The sequence below is a fragment of the Flagellimonas amphidinii genome, assembly GCF_013090115.1.
Classification (GTDB): Bacteria; Bacteroidota; Bacteroidia; order Flavobacteriales; family Flavobacteriaceae; genus Flagellimonas; species Flagellimonas amphidinii.
Window position 1 is genome coordinate 1 of record NZ_JABFNN010000033.1, and the last position, 18,301, is coordinate 18,301.

Annotated in this window: 17 protein-coding genes and 1 pseudogene; 10 read left to right on the plus strand and 8 right to left on the minus strand. The window is 40.1% G+C overall.

Annotated features, from left to right (window positions below):
* A pseudogene (locus tag HJC33_RS09745) lies at positions 1 to 628 on the plus strand (hypothetical protein); the annotation flags it as partial.
* A 48-nt stretch (positions 629 to 676) separates the two neighbouring features.
* On the opposite strand, the gene carB reads toward HJC33_RS09745, so the two are convergent.
* Positions 677 to 3,529, minus strand: coding sequence for a carbamoyl-phosphate synthase large subunit (gene carB, locus HJC33_RS09750; protein ID WP_171658638.1), 2,853 nt, complete (start codon positions 3,527 to 3,529; stop codon positions 677 to 679).
* Positions 3,530 to 3,625: 96 nt separating this feature from the next.
* Entirely contained in the window at positions 3,626 to 3,784 is a 159-nt protein-coding gene (rpmH, locus tag HJC33_RS09755; protein ID WP_072882462.1) for a 50S ribosomal protein L34, read from the minus strand.
* A 172-nt stretch (positions 3,785 to 3,956) separates the two neighbouring features.
* Between rpmH and HJC33_RS09760 the strand changes: the two genes are divergently transcribed.
* Positions 3,957 to 4,472, plus strand: coding sequence for a DUF2892 domain-containing protein (locus HJC33_RS09760; RefSeq protein ID WP_171658639.1), 516 nt, complete (start codon positions 3,957 to 3,959; stop codon positions 4,470 to 4,472).
* A gap of 246 nt (positions 4,473 to 4,718) precedes the next feature.
* Here HJC33_RS09760 and HJC33_RS09765 read toward each other — a convergent pair whose 3' ends face one another.
* From HJC33_RS09765 to HJC33_RS09775, 3 genes are all read right to left on the minus strand, one after another.
* The gene (locus HJC33_RS09765; protein WP_171658640.1) at positions 4,719 to 6,212 is read right to left on the minus strand and encodes a cytochrome C; all 1,494 of its coding nucleotides are present in this window, start codon (positions 6,210 to 6,212) and stop codon (positions 4,719 to 4,721) included.
* Positions 6,213 to 6,293: 81 nt separating this feature from the next.
* On the minus strand, positions 6,294 to 7,250 hold the full coding sequence (locus tag HJC33_RS09770) for a transglycosylase SLT domain-containing protein (protein ID WP_171658641.1): 957 nt from the start codon (positions 7,248 to 7,250) through the stop codon (positions 6,294 to 6,296).
* A gap of 45 nt (positions 7,251 to 7,295) precedes the next feature.
* Complete coding sequence (locus tag HJC33_RS09775) at positions 7,296 to 7,958, minus strand: alpha/beta hydrolase (RefSeq protein WP_171658642.1); 663 nt, start codon at positions 7,956 to 7,958, stop codon at positions 7,296 to 7,298.
* Between the two features lie 160 nt (positions 7,959 to 8,118).
* On the opposite strand from HJC33_RS09775, the gene HJC33_RS09780 reads away from it, so the two are divergent.
* Positions 8,119 to 8,412 (plus strand): GNAT family N-acetyltransferase, encoded by a 294-nt coding sequence (locus HJC33_RS09780; protein WP_171658643.1) that lies wholly within the window; start codon positions 8,119 to 8,121, stop codon positions 8,410 to 8,412.
* Positions 8,413 to 8,458: 46 nt separating this feature from the next.
* Here the strand turns inward: HJC33_RS09780 and mtaB are convergent, their stop codons facing one another.
* The 3 genes from mtaB to HJC33_RS09795 all read right to left on the minus strand — a co-directional run bounded on the left by mtaB (position 8,459) and on the right by HJC33_RS09795 (position 11,420).
* Positions 8,459 to 9,787, minus strand: coding sequence for a tRNA (N(6)-L-threonylcarbamoyladenosine(37)-C(2))-methylthiotransferase MtaB (mtaB, locus tag HJC33_RS09785; protein WP_171658644.1), 1,329 nt, complete (start codon positions 9,785 to 9,787; stop codon positions 8,459 to 8,461).
* 102 nt (positions 9,788 to 9,889) lie between these two features.
* A complete protein-coding gene (locus HJC33_RS09790) occupies positions 9,890 to 11,065 on the minus strand; it encodes a GlmU family protein (protein ID WP_171658645.1) in 1,176 nt (391 codons plus the stop codon).
* Positions 11,066 to 11,150: 85 nt separating this feature from the next.
* Entirely contained in the window at positions 11,151 to 11,420 is a 270-nt protein-coding gene (locus tag HJC33_RS09795; RefSeq protein WP_171658646.1) for a type B 50S ribosomal protein L31, read from the minus strand.
* A gap of 160 nt (positions 11,421 to 11,580) precedes the next feature.
* On the opposite strand from HJC33_RS09795, the gene HJC33_RS09800 reads away from it, so the two are divergent.
* From HJC33_RS09800 to HJC33_RS09830, 7 genes are read left to right on the plus strand one after another with little or no spacing between them, the layout of a single operon-like run.
* Positions 11,581 to 12,099, plus strand: coding sequence for a DUF4199 domain-containing protein (locus HJC33_RS09800; RefSeq protein WP_171658647.1), 519 nt, complete (start codon positions 11,581 to 11,583; stop codon positions 12,097 to 12,099).
* 42 nt (positions 12,100 to 12,141) lie between these two features.
* The gene (locus tag HJC33_RS09805) at positions 12,142 to 13,089 is read left to right on the plus strand and encodes a glycosyltransferase family 2 protein (RefSeq protein WP_171658648.1); all 948 of its coding nucleotides are present in this window, start codon (positions 12,142 to 12,144) and stop codon (positions 13,087 to 13,089) included.
* Positions 13,090 to 13,145: 56 nt separating this feature from the next.
* Positions 13,146 to 14,852 (plus strand): phospho-sugar mutase, encoded by a 1,707-nt coding sequence (locus tag HJC33_RS09810; RefSeq protein WP_171658649.1) that lies wholly within the window; start codon positions 13,146 to 13,148, stop codon positions 14,850 to 14,852.
* A 4-nt stretch (positions 14,853 to 14,856) separates the two neighbouring features.
* Positions 14,857 to 16,683 (plus strand): ABC transporter ATP-binding protein, encoded by a 1,827-nt coding sequence (locus HJC33_RS09815; protein WP_171658650.1) that lies wholly within the window; start codon positions 14,857 to 14,859, stop codon positions 16,681 to 16,683.
* Between the two features lie 49 nt (positions 16,684 to 16,732).
* Complete coding sequence (locus HJC33_RS09820; protein WP_171658651.1) at positions 16,733 to 17,275, plus strand: RNA polymerase sigma factor; 543 nt, start codon at positions 16,733 to 16,735, stop codon at positions 17,273 to 17,275.
* A 33-nt stretch (positions 17,276 to 17,308) separates the two neighbouring features.
* Positions 17,309 to 17,839, plus strand: coding sequence for a hypothetical protein (locus HJC33_RS09825; RefSeq protein ID WP_171658652.1), 531 nt, complete (start codon positions 17,309 to 17,311; stop codon positions 17,837 to 17,839).
* Positions 17,832 to 18,263: a hypothetical protein gene (locus HJC33_RS09830; protein WP_171658653.1), complete on the plus strand. Its 432-nt coding sequence runs from the start codon at positions 17,832 to 17,834 to the stop codon at positions 18,261 to 18,263. Before HJC33_RS09825 ends, HJC33_RS09830 begins: the two co-directional genes overlap by 8 nt.
* The last annotated feature ends 38 nt before the right edge of the window (positions 18,264 to 18,301 follow it).

An 18,301-nucleotide genomic window follows, 5' to 3' on the forward strand; every position in this document is an offset into this window, starting at 1 on the left:
TACCAATATTCTGTTGAACGGATCTGCCCTGCCAACCCAAGTTTGGAGCCTTAATGGAAATGAAGCATTTTATACCGTAGACAATGTAGGTATCGGAACCAATGACCCCAATTATACTCTTGATGTCTCTGGAACAATGAATGCCACAAACATTTTGTTAAATGGTTCAGCTGTAGTAAGTTCTCAATGGGTCACTAATAGCAATGACATCTCATATAATACTGGTAATGTTGGCATTGGAACCACCAACACGCAAGGTTATATGCTTGCCGTTGCTGGAAATGTTATAGCAGAAGGTGTGAAAGTTGAACTAGAGGGAAATTGGCCCGATTTTGTTTTTGGTGAAAAATTCAACTTGATGCCCTTAAGTGAAGTAGATAAATTTATTTTAAAGAATAGACATCTGCCAAATATTCCTAGTGAGAAAAGTATAAAGGCAAACGGAATAGATTTGGGTGCCATGGATGCCAAATTACTCCAAAAAATAGAAGAACTCACATTATATACCATCCAACAACAAAAAGAAATTGATAGCCTTAAAAATATTAACCACGTTTTGAACAAGCAAAGTAAGGCAATTCAAGAATTATCTGAACGATTGAAAAAAATCGAACAACAGCAGAACTAAAAAAGAGGGGCAATAAACACCCCTCTTCTTATTTTTTAGTCTCTCTACTTATTTGCTTAGATACATTTTACGACGGGAGTATAAGTTGTAGAAGTCATCATCTTTGAGACTATCTATAAACAATATACTCTCTCCGGTACTTTTCATTTCTGGACCCAAGTTTTTGTTCACATTCGGGAATTTATTGAACGAGAACACCGGCTGCTTGATGGCATAACCTTCCAAATGCGGCTCAAAGTTGAAATCTTTCAATTTCTTTTCACCCAGCATCACCCTGGTAGCATAATTTACGTAGGGTTCACCATAGGCCTTCGCAATAAAAGGTACAGTTCTAGAAGCTCTTGGATTTGCCTCGATGATGTACACCATATCATCTTTAATAGCGAACTGAATGTTGATCAAGCCAACTGTGTTCAAGGCCAACGCAATTTTATGCGTGTGGTCTTTTATTTGTTGTAAAACGAATTCACCTAAGTTGAATGGTGGCAATGTGGCATTGGAGTCCCCGGAATGGATTCCGCAAGGTTCAATGTGCTCCATTATTCCAATAATGTAGACCTCTTCCCCATCACAAATGGCATCTGCTTCAGCTTCAATGGCACCGTCTAAATAGTGATCTAATAATAATTTATTATTGGGGATGCTTCGCAACAAATCTACCACATGGGCTTCCAATTCCTCTTTATTGATCACAATCTTCATTCCCTGTCCACCAAGAACATAGGAAGGTCTCACCAATAGTGGGAAATTCAACTCGTCGGCCAATTCCAAAGCTTCATCAGCAGTCTCTGCAACCCCGAATCTTGGATAAGGAATGTTGTTATCTTTCAACAATGTGGAGAAACTGCCACGATCCTCAGCCAAATCAAGCGATTTAAAACTTGTTCCGATAATATTGATACCGTATTTATCCAATTTCTCCGCAAGCTTTAACGCAGTTTGCCCTCCCAACTGCACAATTACTCCTTCTGGTTTTTCATGACGGATAATGTCATAGATATGTTCCCAGAAAACGGGCTCAAAATAGAGTTTGTCAGCAGTATCAAAATCAGTAGAAACCGTTTCTGGGTTACAGTTGATCATAATGGTTTCGTAACCACATTCAGCAGCAGCCAAAACACCGTGCACACAGCAATAGTCAAACTCAATCCCTTGTCCAATCCTGTTAGGGCCAGAACCAAGTACCACAATTTTTTTCTTGTCTGTCACCACACTGTCATTGGCCACATAGCGTTTGCCGTCAGCCGTTTGAATTTCCTCTTCAAAAGTGGAATAATAATAAGGAGTTACCGCTTTAAACTCGGCAGCACAGGTGTCCACCAACTTATAGACTCTATTGATTCCCAAATCGGTTCGTTTGGTGTGCACTTCACTTTCCCAACAATCCAACATATGGGCTATTTGTCGATCCGCAAACCCTTTTTGCTTCGCTTCCAAAAGCAAAGCTTTGGGCAAACTTTGCACCGAATGTTTGGATATTTCCTGCTCCAAGAAGTTCAGCTCTTCATACTGTTTTAGGAACCACATATCTATTTTGGTGATATCGTGGATGCGCTTCAAAGGAATTCCCAACTGAATGGCATCATAAATGACAAACACTCGATCCCAACTGGCCACTTTAAGTTTTTGGATAATGGTATCGTAATCCTTATAGCCTTTGCCATCTGCTCCCAGCCCATTGCGTTTAATTTCCAAAGATTGAGTCGCTTTGTGCAATGCTTCTTGAAAAGAGCGTCCAATTCCCATCACCTCGCCCACAGCTTTCATTTGGAGCCCCAAACTTCTGTCCGACCCTTCAAACTTGTCAAAGTTCCACCTTGGAATTTTTACGATGACATAATCCAAGGTAGGTTCAAACAAAGCTGAAGTGGATTGGGTTATCTGATTTTGCAGTTCATCCAATGTGTATCCAATGGCCAACTTGGCAGCCACTTTTGCAATGGGGTATCCTGTTGCTTTGGAAGCCAAGGCTGATGACCGTGACACCCGTGGATTGATTTCAATAGCGATAATATCCTCCTCTTCGTCTGGACTTACAGCAAACTGAACGTTACATCCTCCAGCGAAATCACCAATGCTTCGCATCATGTGGATAGCCATGTCCCTCATTCGTTGGAAAGTTCTGTCCGAAAGTGTCATAGCCGGTGCAACAGTGATGGAATCTCCGGTATGAATCCCCATCGGATCCATATTTTCAATGGTACAAATGATAACGACGTTGTCATTTTTATCACGAAGCAGCTCCAACTCATACTCTTTCCATCCCATCAAGGCCTTGTCAATCATCACCTCGTGTATTGGGGAAACCTCAAGGGCATGACTCAATTGTTTATCAAACTTTTCAGGGTCATAAACAATGGAAGCTCCAGCACCACCCAAGGTAAAGGAAGCCCTAATCACTAACGGAAAACCAAATTCTTGTGCTATTTCCTTTCCTTTTAAGAAAGAAGTGGCCGCAGCCTGGGGAGGCATTCCAATGCCTATTTTCAACATCAACTCCCTAAACTTTTCACGGTCTTCGGTAATATTGATGGCATCGATGTCAACACCGATGATTTCCACTCCAAAATCTTCCCAAATACCTTTTTCATCCGCTTCAATACATAAATTCAAAGCCGTCTGCCCTCCCATGGTTGGCAATACAGCGTCCACATTGGGATGTTTCTTTAAAATCTCTATGATCGATCGTGTGGTCAATGGTTTCAGATATACATGATCCGCCATGGAAGGGTCGGTCATGATGGTAGCAGGATTGCTATTGATCAAAATAGTTTCAATCCCATCCTCACGCAGGGAGCGTAGTGCTTGGGAACCTGAATAATCGAACTCACATGCCTGGCCAATAATGATAGGACCAGAGCCAATAATCAAAATGGATTTTAAATCTTTTCTTTTAGGCATTCTATAGGGTGTTTCTCGTTAGTGTTCTCAATATTCCAAAAAAAAGGTGTTACCTAGAAAAGTAACACCTTTAATTTAAAACTAAAATACTATCATTTATTTTTTATGTCTTGGCTCAGAGGAAACGGTTAATCTTTTTCTTCCTTTGGCTCTTCTTCTCGCAAGAACTTTTCTACCATTGGCAGTCGCCATGCGCTCTCTAAAACCATGCTTGTTTCTTCTCTTCCTCTTTGACGGCTGATACGTTCTTTTCATTTCGGAACTGTTTTTAATGGATTTTTGTGGATGGGAATATAATTCTTCCCGAAAAATTCTGGGCGCAAATATACGAAGAGTTTTTACTTTGGCAAGCGGAAAGCAAAAATATTTAAATTAGTTTTTAGTACTTTTGCCTCCGCTTAGTTCTAGCTTAATTCACTATAAAAATATGTTCAACAAAAATATAAAACTTGTTATTGCCGCACTTATTATTGCTTATGCCATCTATCAATTTATAGAAGGATATATTGGCAATGGCATTGCCCTTATCCTGCTTTCTTTGGTCTTTATTTTTCTTTACTTCCGAAACGAACTTATCCTTTTGGCCTTCTTAAGAATGCGTAAACAGGACATGGAGGGAACCCAGAAATGGTTGGCCAAGATCAAGAACCCGGAATCGGCATTGATCAAAAAGCAACAAGGGTACTATAATTATCTCCATGGCATTATCTACTCACAGAAAAATCTGACGCAAGCGGAGAAATACTTTAAAAAGGCCCTAAAACTTGGCCTTACCATGGATTATGATCTGGCCATGGCCAAATTGAGCTTGGCGGGCATATCCATGCAAAAGCGCAGAAAGCGTGAAGCCACCAAATTATTGCAAGAAGCCAAAAAATTGGACAAGAACAATATGCTCACGGAACAGATCAAGATGATGCAACAGCAGATGAAGAAAATCTAAGCTGGCAAAACCTTTTTTATCTACATTTTTCTTTTATTACTTTTTGTGCATGTATCAAATCATACATACTATTCATCCATCTGGACTGGATTTTCACCTTAAAATCCACTAACTTCACTTGCCTGTGCTGAACTTGTTTCAGTATCGGTCGATATAGCTCATTAAAACGAGCCCATATCTTCTACGATAAGTGAATCCCTAAATCCAGAAACAAAAAAGGCGACCAAAATGGCCGCCTTTTCCTTATTATAGGCACATCATATACGCTGTGACAGCGTCTTTTTCTTCTTTGCTCAAATCCAGTTCCAACACCAGATTGAAAAACTCCGTGGCATCATCCAATGTAGGGAGCCTATCATCATGGAGATAGGGCGGAGAATCCTTGATTCCCCTTAAGGGGAATGTTTTTATGGGCCCTTCTGGCCTTCCCACATAAAAACGCTCCACTTTAAGATCGTGCATATAGTCATCCACAAAGGCAGGGCCATAATGGCACTCGGCACATTTAGCTTTACCTTGGAACAATTTTTCACCCCATAACTCTTGCTTGGTAGACTTTTCTGGAATGAGTTTTCCCCGTGCATCCAATTTTGGAGCCGGTGGAAAGTCGAGAATGGCATTAAAATCCCCCATTCGGTTGGTGGTGGAACGTTGCTGGCTTCGTGGGCCGATATGTTGTTGCATGCCGGGATCGCCATCAAAATATTCCTCAACCTCGGCAAAGTGGTCCATGCTTCTTATGGATCGTTTGGAGGCCAATTGCATCAAATTGTAATTTCCACGCATGGAAGGTGTCCCCACGCGTAGTCTTGCCAAGTTAGGGCGACTGTCAGGACCCAATTCAAAAGCAGCGTTGGTATGCCCATTTACGTGACATGAAAAACAGGAAACCCCAGCACTCGGTTCCAAGGTCACCCTGTGAGGAGTATGGTTGAACCATGTTGTTGCCGTAGGGCGTAACAACTCTTTTAGCCCTTCCATTTGCTCTGGAGTGAGCAATCCATCAAAAATTTCATAATAATTGGCAATGGTGACTTCTCTCCCATCCGTAACGTCTCCAAGTTCTTTATGGGTAGTCAAAAACATAGGTGGTGGAAATTCTGGCAAATATTCAACTGGATAATCGTGATCCAGATCTATTCGGATATGCTCTGGATGGGCTTTGTTCCAATTATCTGGAAAAACCATATGAGCCGTTGTGGCCAGCGGATGGGCCAACGGTTTGAATGGAAACAAATCCTTACGTTTGATTTCCTCGGCGGAAAGCTTGGACAATGCTTCAAAAGAGGCAATACCCTTGGGGAGTCTGGCAATGGGTCCTTTCATAATGGCTTTTCTTCCGCCAGACATGACCTGACCTTCATGTACTTCACCATTGAAGTCATAACGAGATGCCATGTATTTGCGGACATCGGCCATGAGTTCTGGTTTTTGCTTTTCATGAAAGGCCACCCACTCCTCCCACGACATGGGAAGTTCAGGAATACCAAAAGAACTCTTGCCACGACCTCCATAGCGCCAAAGATCAAATGGAGTCCGTTCTCCTTTGCCTACATCTGGATAGGGTATCAGCGAATCAATATGCCCAGAACCCAGTTCGTAATCGGGCTCAATGTAGTCTTCAATGACCACTCCGGGTGACTGTAGAAGGTGCAGTTGGTTGTTTATTGCTTGAAAACCCAGTAATAAAAGACTGGCTCCACCGGCCAGAACCAGTGTTCTTTTTTTATTCAATTTCAACTCCTTGATTTTTTTTAAGTGATGAAACTTAGTGAAAATTACAAACTTAAAAATATGATAAATATCATAAAATATGCAACTTTATTTCCCTACGGAGTTGTAGTATCCCTTGTTCGGGATTTCCACCTGATATTTCTTTCTGGAAGCATTGTTCAAGTGAGGTTCACGCAACCAAGGGTTGTGTCTTTTTAAAATCTTGTAATTGATTTCATATAATTGGGCGAAATCTGCCCAGCTTGTTACCGCAGTATCCACTTCCACCGTAAAAGTAGGAACGGGTTTATACAAATCTTCCTTTTCCAACTCAAAGCCATATTTATCTGGATTGGAAAGAATTTCCTTGAGTGCTAAAATTCGAAATACATAGCGTCCCGTTTCTTGCCCCAATAAAAGGTCGTAGTAATTGTCCACCTTTTGAATCTTCATGTATTTTTGAATACCACCCGGCCCCGCATTATAGGTTGCAGCTGTTAGCGTCCATGTACCAAAACGTTTTTTCCATTTGTTGATGTATTCACAAGCAGCTTGTGTGGATTTTTCAATATGGTACCGCTCATCCACATTGGCATTTACCTCTAGTCCATATTCCTTTCCAGTAGCCTTCATAAAATGCCACATTCCTGCGGCACCTTTAGGTGATGCCACATCGATAAGGGCACTTTCGGCCACGGCTAAATATTTAAAATCGTCTGGAATGCCATTTTTGGCCAATATAGGCTCAATAATCGGGAAGTATTTGTTGGCACGTTTCATCAACAATAAAGCATTGGATTGCCAATAGGTATTCACCAAGAACTCACGGTCCACGCGCTCCATAACCTCTGGGTCTCCCATGGGAACCGGTTCACCAGCAAAATTCAAGTCCTCAGGGATTTCTATGGCACTGATTTGATAGCCCTCAGCCACATTTTTTTCTTTAAGGTCTGACTGGGCAACCGTTTCCTGCTTTTCAACTTCATTGGTCTGTACTGCAAAAATAAGTGTGCTCACCACTGCCACCAATCCAATAATTGCCAAGATATTTTTTGCGTGTTTCATGCTCTATTTTTAATAAGTATCGTAAATATACTATATAGAACTGCCTTATTCTAAAATAATTGCTGGCAGGTTTTCATTGAACCACCTAGCCCGATGAATAATCATGGTGTGGGTGCCGTTCTTCACTTTGATACAGTTTTTGATATTGGCGATAGGAAAAACTGCATCTTTTTCGCCATGAATATGCACCACATTTTCTGGGGTTGATTGTTGTTTCCAATTCACGATTTGGTCCAGCGACCAATCAATGTAGTTTTTATCTCTAATGGAAAGATATTTTTCATAGAGTTCCAATCGTTTTACCACACTTTCACCAAAAGCATACTTGGCCAAAAGCTCTACATTATTGACCAAACTTGTGGGAAGCAATTTATGCACCTTGGTATATTTGGCAAATATCATTTTTTTGGGCAACTCTGAGCTATGTTTCACCGAAGACACTACAACAACTTTGAATACATCCATGTTTTTGGCCATCTCCTGCACCAACATGCCTCCAAAAGATACCCCAAGCAAAACAGGTTTGTCATGAGTTATTTTAGTGCACATTTTTTTTGCATACTCCTGCAAGCTCATTCCTTTTTCTGGAACAAACCACTCCAACTTGTGTGTCTCAAAAACTTCTGGAGACAAATGAACACCATCAAATATGGAAGGATTGGCGGCCATTCCTGGCATTAGGTAGACGTGGGCTTTATTGTCGGGCATTTCTCACCAATTAACGAATTGGGCTAGGAAATTAAGGATTTTTTGACTAATTTTGTGTCCCTTTTGCAAATAGCCCTACCATTTTATAACGTATTGCAACAAGGGAAATTATAAAATTACCTTCTGGGTAACTACATAAGTCAATTTTAAAACAAACTATATGACAGAAATGGAAATCAATGACAATAGTTTCTTGCGCCAATTTGAAACTAATGTCAATGGACATTTAGCTAAAATTGAATATTCTTCGCAGGAACGCAAGGTATTTTTGACCAAACTGGTAATTCCAGAAGAAATTGACCAAGAAGGCTTTAAAGAAACTTTTATCAAAGCCGTTTTGCACCAGATTCAAGAAAAAAACCTACGAGTTGTTCCCACCAGTCCACACATTGCAGGTTTTTTGAGAAAAAACAGACAGTACAAAGAAATGTTGCCCGTTGGTATACGTATCTAACCGAACAACAAAGAAATTTAAAAGCCTCTCTTTATGGGAGGTTTTTTTATGCCATAATTTTTTCTGGAACAAACTCGAAGCGCACCAATCCATCCTCATCAATCTTAGTGAGCTCCACTTGGTGCAGTGTATTGACCAAATCAGGATTCCAAGGAGTTTTTACTTTTACATAATTCTCCGTAAAACCATGAATATATCCAGATTTGTTCTCTCCTTCAAAAAGTACAGTTCTTTGGCTACCCAATTGGCTTTCGTAAAAAGCCCTTCTTTTTTTTGCCGATAATCCCCTGAGCATTTTACTTCGTTTACCTCTTACATTTTTAGGTACAGGGTTATCCATTGAAGCAGCTAAAGTATTGTCGCGTTCAGAATAAGTGAACACATGCAAATACGAAATGTCCAAATCATTCAAAAAATGATAGGTCTCCAAAAAGTCTTCATCTGTTTCACCTGGAAAACCCACTATCACATCAACCCCAATGCAAGCATGCGGCATAACTTGTTTGATTTGTTTTACACGGTCAACATATAAATTGGTCAAGTATCTACGGCGCATCAACTTTAAAGTCTTATCGCTCCCACTTTGCAAGGGAATATGAAAGTGAGGCACAAAAGAATTGCTCTCGGCCACAAAATCTATGGTTTCATTCTTTAAAAGATTGGGTTCAATAGAAGAAATACGAAGTCTGTGAATACCCGCTACCCTATCCAAAGCCTGAACCAAATCAAAGAAAGTATGTTCATGTCTTTTGTTGCCGAACTCCCCTTTGCCATAATCGCCAATATTGACTCCAGTAAGCACAATTTCCTTAATTCCTTTAGATGAAATTTCACTGGCATTTTTTAACACATTTTCCAAGGTATCGCTGCGCGAGATACCTCTTGCCAAAGGAATGGTGCAGTAGGTACATTTGTAATCACAACCGTCTTGAACCTTTAGAAAGGCCCTTGTACGGTCGCCAATGGCATAACTGCCCACGTAGAAGTCAGCTTCTTCAATTTCGCAGGAATGCACCTCACCTTTGTCATTTTTAGACAGATCATTGAGATAATCCGTAATCTTGAACTTTTCCGTGGCACCCAAAACCAAATCCACTCCATCTACAGCCGCCAATTGTTCAGGTTTCAATTGGGCATAACAGCCAACAGCTGCCACAAAAGCATCTGGATTGTTCTTTTGGGCCTGTTTTACGATAGTCTTGAAGCGTTTATCGGCATTTTCAGTTACCGAACAAGTATTGATAACATAAATGTCCGCCTTTTGGAAAAAGTCGACCCGTTCAAAATCCTCCTTTTCAAAACTTCTTGCTATGGTAGAAGTTTCGGAGAAATTGAGCTTGCAACCCAAGGTATAAAACGCAACTTTTTTATCCATCATCAACCTTTTGAAAAGGGGTGCAAAGATAGTGATTTGTTGGAAGTTAGGTTAAGAGGGCAAACAAGTAGTTTTGTAACAGCACAAAAGCCTTTTTCTATCTCAATAATTCCGCCACTTTTTGGTAAGTTCAAAAACATGGTTCAAAATATTTTTGTCCATTTCATCAAAGGTGACGCCTCTTCTATCCATCATTGCAGTAGCAGTTTCATAAGCTTTTTTAGGTAAATAGGTGGTAAAACCTGAAGCTCCTCCCCAACTGAAGGCTGGAACAAAATTTCTTGGATATCCAGTACCAAAAATATTGGCACTTACCCCTACCACAGTTCCTGTATTGAACATTGTATTGATACCACATTTACTGTGGTCTCCCATCATCAATCCACAAAATTGAAGTCCAGTTTTAGCAAAACCCTCCGTTTTATAACTCCACAAACGGACTGGAGCGTAGTTGTTTTTCATATTGGAAGTATTGGTATCTGCCCCCATATTGCACCACTCCCCCAACACAGAATTACCCAAAAAACCTTCATGACCTTTGTTGGAATAGGCAAAAAGTACCGAGTTATTGACTTCCCCTCCCAATTTGCAATGCGGACCCGCAGTTGTTGGGCCATAAATCTTAGCTCCCATTTTAACGATAGCATCATGTCCCAATGCAAATCCTCCGCGAATGGTACACCCTTCCAATATTTTCGCGTCTTTCCCTATATATATAGGGCCAGTAGAAGCATTTAAAATGCTAAACTCCACTGCTGCACCCTCTTCCAAAAAAATATTATCAGGATTTACGACCCGGTTTGTTGTAGAAATGGGTTGACTCTTTCTTCCTTTGGTCAACAAATCAAAATCCATTTGAAGCGCATCCCCATTTTTAGAAAAAATATCCCAGGTATTTTCAACCTTGAACAGATTTCCCTTAAAAGAAACTGATGCATATTCCGAAAGGCTAAATGTTTTTTCTGGGTCTTTTGCCACATAAGCCAAGGGTTCTCCTTCAGCAACCAAAGCCTCCCCTAATTGCAAAGCTTTGACACTTTCAACCAATTCTGCATCTGGCACATAATGAGCATTGATAACCACATTATCCTTGGCCACTTTTAACGGAAACTTCTCATTAAGATAAGCCTTCGTCTTTGTGCTGGTAGAAGCATCCAACCATTTTTCCCATTTCTCCCGTATGGTCAAAATACCAATCCGGATATCGGCAACGGGTCTTGTAAATGTGAATGGTAAGAGCGCATCTCGATGGTTACCATCAGCAAGAATATAGTTCATGGGTGTGTGTTTGTATCCCGTAAAAATAAAAAACGCCCCTGAGAACTATCAGGAGCGTCATTATTATTTCGTTAAAAAGCTGGTCCTACTCGGCCTTCTTCTCTTCTTTTTGAAACTTTTTGTACTTGTTCTTAAACTTATCAATCCTACCAGCTGTATCTACCAATTTGGTCTTACCAGTGTAGTAAGGATGTGAAGTTCTTGAAATTTCCAATTTCACCAAAGGATACTCAACACCATCAACAGTAATGGTCTCTTTTGCTTCTGCAGTGGATTTAGTGATGAACACATCATCATTGGACATATCCTTGAAAGCCACTAATCTATAATTCTCTGGATGTATACCTTTTCTCATCGTCTTAAAAACTTAATCTCAGAATTTTCGAGGTGCAAATTTAATCATTTCTTTTATACCTCCAACTTAAAAAGTGTAAAAAAGAAAAAACTACCTTTAAGTTGTAACAAATTAGTCGTCCATACTACAAACAACTACAATCAACACAAAAAATTAAAAAATGGAAGAACAACAACCAAAAACTGGTAAATTTTCCTTGAATTATGGTCTAATTCTAGGAGGGGTAAGTGTAATTTTTGGCGTTATGCTTTATACCCAAGACCTTCACACCTCACAAAGTCCGGCACTTATGATTATTGGTATTGTGCTGGCCGCTGTGGTTACTTTTCTAGGGATTTCCGCATTTAAAAAAGCAAATAGCGGATATCTGAGTCTGAGCGAAGCCCTAAAGATTGGTGCAGGAATTGCCCTAATTGCAGCTATTATAGGTATACTCTACAATCTTGTCTTGGTTAATTATATTGATCCAGATGCTCCTTCAAAAATAATGGACGCAAGATTAGGCCCAGCTTTGGAAAGTGGCCAAATTACCCAAGAGCAATTTGATATGCAAAAGGAACAAAGCATTAAATATTGGTGGATGGGATATCCGGTAATATTAATTCTTAACATTATCATTGGTCTTGTTTTAGGGTTGATTACTGGACTTATTCTAAAAAAGGTCAAACCTGCCTACTAAGACAAAAAATGCTACTTTTGAAGGGAATTCCAGAGACCAGCAATGCAGATTTCCATTGTAATTCCTTTGCTTAACGAGCAAGAATCTTTAAAAGAACTCCATGATTGGATTGTAAAAGTTATGCAATCCAATCATTTTTTATATGAAATCATCTTTATTGATGACGGCAGTACGGACGGTTCTTGGGAAACAATTGAAGCACTTTCTGCCAAAAACAATACTGTAAAGGGTATACGGTTCTTAAAAAATTATGGGAAATCCCAGGCACTTCATGCTGGGTTTAAAGCCGCTCAAGGAGAAGTGGTCATCACTATGGATGCCGACCTACAGGACAATCCTGAGGAAATTCCTGAACTCTATCAACTGGTAAAAGAAGACGGGCATCATATTGTCTCCGGGTGGAAAAAAAAGCGTTACGATTCTGTAATCACCAAAAATATCCCATCAAAACTTTTTAATTGGGCTGCCCGCAAGACATCAGGGGTAAAATTGCATGATTTCAACTGTGGTCTCAAAGCCTTCAAACATGATGTGGTCAAAAATATTGAAGTATCCGGAGAAATGCACCGCTATATTCCTGTATTGGCCAAAAATGCAGGTTTTAATAATATCACAGAAAAAGTAGTGCAACACCAAGCCAGAAAATATGGAAGCACCAAGTTTGGCGCTGAACGTTTCATTAACGGTTTCTTGGATTTGATTACCATTTGGTTTGTATCCAAATTTGGACGCCAGCCTATGCATCTTTTCGGCGCATTGGGGGTACTTATGTTTATTGTTGGATTTGGATTCTCCCTCTATTTGGGAATTGACAAACTATTCTTGAATCCAACAGGAAGATTGATTACGGAAAGGCCTCAGTTTTTTATAGCATTGACCGCCATGATTATTGGAACCCAATTATTTTTAGCTGGTTTTTTGGGTGAAATCATGGTTCGTTCCAGAAAGAATGATACGCGCTATACAATCTCCAATAAAATTAATATTTAAGGCAGCAATAAACCCTTAACTTTGTATTTTTAGCATCTAAAAACACTCACTATTCTATGGATTCCATTACCACTACAGCTCAATCTTGGCTAACGGATTTTTTTGATGAAGACACCAAGAAAGAAATACAAAATCTTATTGAAAATGACACTGAAGAGCTGAAAGAACGCTTTTACAAAGATCTTGAATTTGGCACCGGAGGAATGCGCGGTGTAATGGGCGTTGGAACCAATAGAATCAACAAATATACACTTGGAAAAAACACCCAAGGACTGAGCAATTACCTCAAAAAAATATACACTGGCGAGGAAATTAAGGTGGTTATTGCATATGATTGCCGACACAATTCGGATACGCTGGCCAAAACGGTTTCTGAAGTGCTTTCTGCCAATGGAATCAAAGTATTTTTATTCTCAGAACTTCGAACAACCCCTGAGCTTTCATTTGCAGTAAGACACCTTGCATGTCATGCTGGAATTGTATTGACTGCTTCGCATAATCCACCTGAATATAATGGATACAAAGTCTATTGGACAGATGGTGGTCAAATTGTACCGCCTCAAGATGGTGAAATCATTGCAGAAATCAATGCACTATCTTTTGAGGATATCAATTTTAAAGCTAATGATAGTTTGATCGAACTTATTGACAAAGATGTAGATGAGGTCTTTTTTGACGCTTCCGTCAAAAAAGGAAACTTTAACGCACAAGGCAAGGACAATTTTAAAATAGTCTTCACCTCTTTACATGGAACTTCCATAACTGCTATTCCCGAAGTTCTAAAACGAGCTGGCTACAACAACGTTACCATCATAGAAGAACAGGCAAAACCTGATGGAGCCTTCCCTACTGTTGCATCACCCAACCCCGAAGAACCTGCCGCAATGGCCATGGCCATTGCAAAAGCCGAAGAAATTGGTGCCGATATGGTTGTAGGTACAGATCCAGATAGTGACCGCTTGGGAATTGCAGTGCGCAACTTGGATGGTGAAATGGAACTACTTAATGGAAACCAAACTATGGTCATGATGACAAAGTTCCTTCTGGACCAGTACAAGAAAAAAGGATTTCAAGGCAACGAATTTGTAGCTACAACCATTGTTTCCACTCCTATGATGGAACAAATGGCCAAAGCATATGGCGTAGATTTTAAAACTGCTCTGACAGGATTTAAGTGGATCGGCAAAATGATCAAAGATTTTCCAGATGCAGAATTTATTGGAGGCGGAGAAGAAAGTTTCGGTTATATGGTCGGGGATTTTGTTAGAGACAAAGATGCTGTAACCTCTACCCTACTGGCCTGCGAAATTGCAGCCGATGCAAAAGCAAATGGCAGTTCATTTTACAAAGAATTGATAGACTGCTATGTGCAATTTGGATTTTACAAGGAAAAATTGATTTCATTGACCAAAAAAGGTATAAGTGGCGCTGAGGAAATCAAACAAATGCTCAAGGATTTTAAAGAGAATCCTGTAGATTCCGTTCAAGGCTCCAAAGTGGTCTGGATTGAAGATTACAACACTTCCATTGCCAAAAATGTACAGACAGGTGAGCAAAAATCAATTGACCTGCCTAAGTCCAATGTGTTGATCTATGAAACTGAAGATGGCACTCGAATTGCTGCTAGACCTAGTGGTACGGAGCCAAAAGTGAAGTTTTACATGAGCACAAACGCAAAACTGGAAAAAGCAGAGGATTTTAAATCCGTAAATTCGCAGTTGGAAGCCAAACTGGAAGGCATCCGTTCCGAATTGAATTTGTAGGTGAATGAATTACTTTAAAAAGATTCTCCTGTTTGCGGCACCATACCGCAAATATGGAGCCCTGAATATTTTTTTCAATATACTTTATGCACTTTTTAGTGCACTCTCTTTTGCAGCACTCATTCCCATGTTGGATGTGCTGTTCAAGCCCGAGCAAAAGGTTTATGTGGAACCTGCATATCAAGGGGTGTCCAAACTAAAAGACTACCTGAAGGATTACATTAGCTATCGAGTTACGGATTATTCTGGGGGAGACGATATGAAAGGATTGGTATTGGTCATTGGATTGGTATTGGCTCTTTTTCTTCTGAAAAACCTCTTCAACTATCTGGCGATGTATTTTATTACATTCCTACGGAATGGGGTCCTCAAGGACATCCGCAATAAAATGTATAAGAAGATTGTGGATTTGCCAATATCCTATTTCTCCGAAAAAAGAAAAGGGGATGTCATTGCCCGTATTACTTCTGATGTATTGGAAATTCAGCACTCCTTTCTTTCCATTTTAGAATTGATCGTAAGGGAGCCACTCACTATCGTATTCACTATTTTGGTCATGTTTGGTATCAGTGCCAAACTGACGCTTTTTGTATTCATATTTATTCCCTTGGCCGGAATGATAATTTCCAGAATTGGAAAATCGCTCAAACGCAAATCGGACAAGGTGCAACGGGAGCAGGGAGAATTTCTTTCCATTGTTGAAGAAACTTTGGGAGGATTGCGGGTGATCAAAGCCTTCAATGCAGAATCCAAATTTTTCAACACCTTTAAAAACTCCACCTCTCGCTTTTTTAAATTTTCTAATTCGCTATTAAATCGACAAAATCTGGCCTCTCCCACAGGTGAATTTCTAGGGATTTTGGTCATAGGAGTACTGCTTTGGTTTGGGGGCAAGATGGTATTGGTGGACAAAACCCTTGACGCTTCCTCATTCATTGCCTACATGGGACTTGCCTATAACATTCTAACTCCGGCAAAAGCTATCAGCAAAGCATCCTACGGTGTTCGTAAAGGAAATGCTGCGGCAGAACGTGTTCTTGAAGTTTTGGAATCTGAAAATCCTATTACAGATACAGAAAGTGCCGTCAACAAGGATAATTTCTCCAGCGAAATCAACTTAAAGAATATCAGCTTTAAATACGAAGAAGATTTTGTGCTGAAAGATTTCAACCTCAAAGTAGAAAAAGGACATACCGTTGCGCTAGTTGGGCAATCTGGAAGTGGAAAAAGTACAGTGGCCAACTTGGTAACGCGATTTTATGATGTCAATAAGGGTGAAATTCTTATCGATGGAACCAATATCAAAGATATTTCCAAAAAATCGCTACGAAGTCTTATGGGGTTGGTGACCCAAGATTCCATTTTATTCAATGATACGGTAAAAAATAACATCGCCCTGGGCAAAGAAGGAGCTTCAGAAGAAGAAATTATGGCCGCTGCCAAAGTAGCCAATGCACATGACTTTATCATGGAACTGCCGCAAGGTTACAATACCAATATTGGTGATAGCGGAAACAAGTTGAGCGGCGGACAGAAACAACGCCTTTCCATTGCAAGGGCCGTGCTCAAAAACCCTCCTATCATGATTTTGGACGAGGCTACTTCAGCCTTGGATACCGAAAGTGAGCGCTTAGTGCAAGATGCTTTGGAAAAAATGATGCAAAACAGAACTTCCCTGGTCATTGCGCACCGACTTTCCACCATTCAAAATGCAGACTCCATCGTGGTTTTGAACAAAGGACAGATTGTGGAACAGGGCACCCATGAAGAGTTGATGAAATCAAAAAAGGGGTATAAAAAGCTCGTTGAAATGCAATCCTTCACTGCTTGATTAAACCTTTTAGCCTTACCTTAGTCATAGCACCAAATTGCAAGGACAATTGATCGCTGAGGAAACCTTAGTCAAAGAATTACAACAAAAAGAAAGCCAAGCAAAGGCCTTTGAAGTATTGGTCAATACTTACAAAGAACGCCTGTATTGGCATATCAGAAGAATTGTATTAGACCATGATGATGCAGATGATGTCCTACAGAATACCTTTATAAAAGTATATAGAAACATAGAAGGCTTTAAAGGGGATAGCAAGTTGTACTCTTGGATGTATCGCATTGCCACTAACGAGTCATTGACCTTTCTAAAGCAAAAGTCAAAAAAGTTGGGCGTTAGCGATGAGGAGTTAAAGAAAACTATGGTTGAAAATTTGCAGTCGGATGTGTATTTTGAAGGGAACGAAATACAGCTCAAATTACAGAAAGCCATGGCCACGTTACCAGATAAGCAAAAGTTGGTGTTCAGTATGAAATATTTTCAAGAAATGAAATACAATGAGATTTCAGAAGTGCTGGAAACCTCGGTAGGAGCCCTAAAAGCTTCCTATCATTTGGCAGTAAAGAAAATTGAAGCGTATATTAAGGACGGTTAAACCTTTGATTCAATTAACGGTCAAACCTAAACAATGAAAAAGGATAAAGAAAATTTTAAAACCCCTGAAGGTTACTTTGATAGTTTCCATGAACGGCTCATGGACAAGATCCAACAAGAGGAAACCGCTCTTGGAGAAACCATTATACCTAAATCTGATGGTTTTGCCGTACCAGATGGATATTTCGCCAACCTCACCCAAGATGTCCTTTCCAAAACAATAGATGGACAAAAAGGCAAGGTCATACAGCTTGGGGCTTACAAAAAGTTATTTTATGCAGTAGCTGCTACTGCAGCAGTATTCTTTTTGATTTTTGCTCCTAACTGGACTGCTGAACCAGAAATAGGTTTTGAGGACTTGGCCCGAACGGAAATAGATGATTATTTTGATACCGCGGAATTGGATATGAGCACCTATGAAATTGCTGAAGTGGTATCGTTGGAAGATATCGAATTGAGCGATGTAATGGAGGTAAATCTTGAAGCGGAGAACATTTTGGATTATTTGGATGAAAATGTAGAGGATATTGAGGAATTAAATTTAGATTACAGTGATTATGAATAAAAACCGACTCATATTACTGGCTTTCTTATTAGGAACCACCTGGTTTTATGCCCAAGGTCCCGTCAGGGACAGAATAAAGACACTTAAAGTGGCCTTTATCACCGAAAGAGTTGGGTTGACCAGCGAAGAAGCCCAGTCTTTTTGGCCCATTTACAATGAACACGAGGAAAAACTGGAAGCCATTAGAAGAAAGGAACGTCGCGAACGGATTTCCTTAAGCGGAGACCTTTCCAACGGAGAAGCATCGGCGCTTCTTGACAAGCTACTAGCTCTTCAAAATGAAAAGCATGAAATTCATAAAACTTTTATTTCAAGAATACGAAAGGTCATCTCCCCTAAAAAGACCTTACTGCTAATGGGTGCAGAAGAAGATTTTAAAAAACGCTTATTACAGCAATACCGCAAACGCAGGGAAGGTGGGTGAACAATACACTCGATATAAAAGAGGGGCCAATCGGCCCC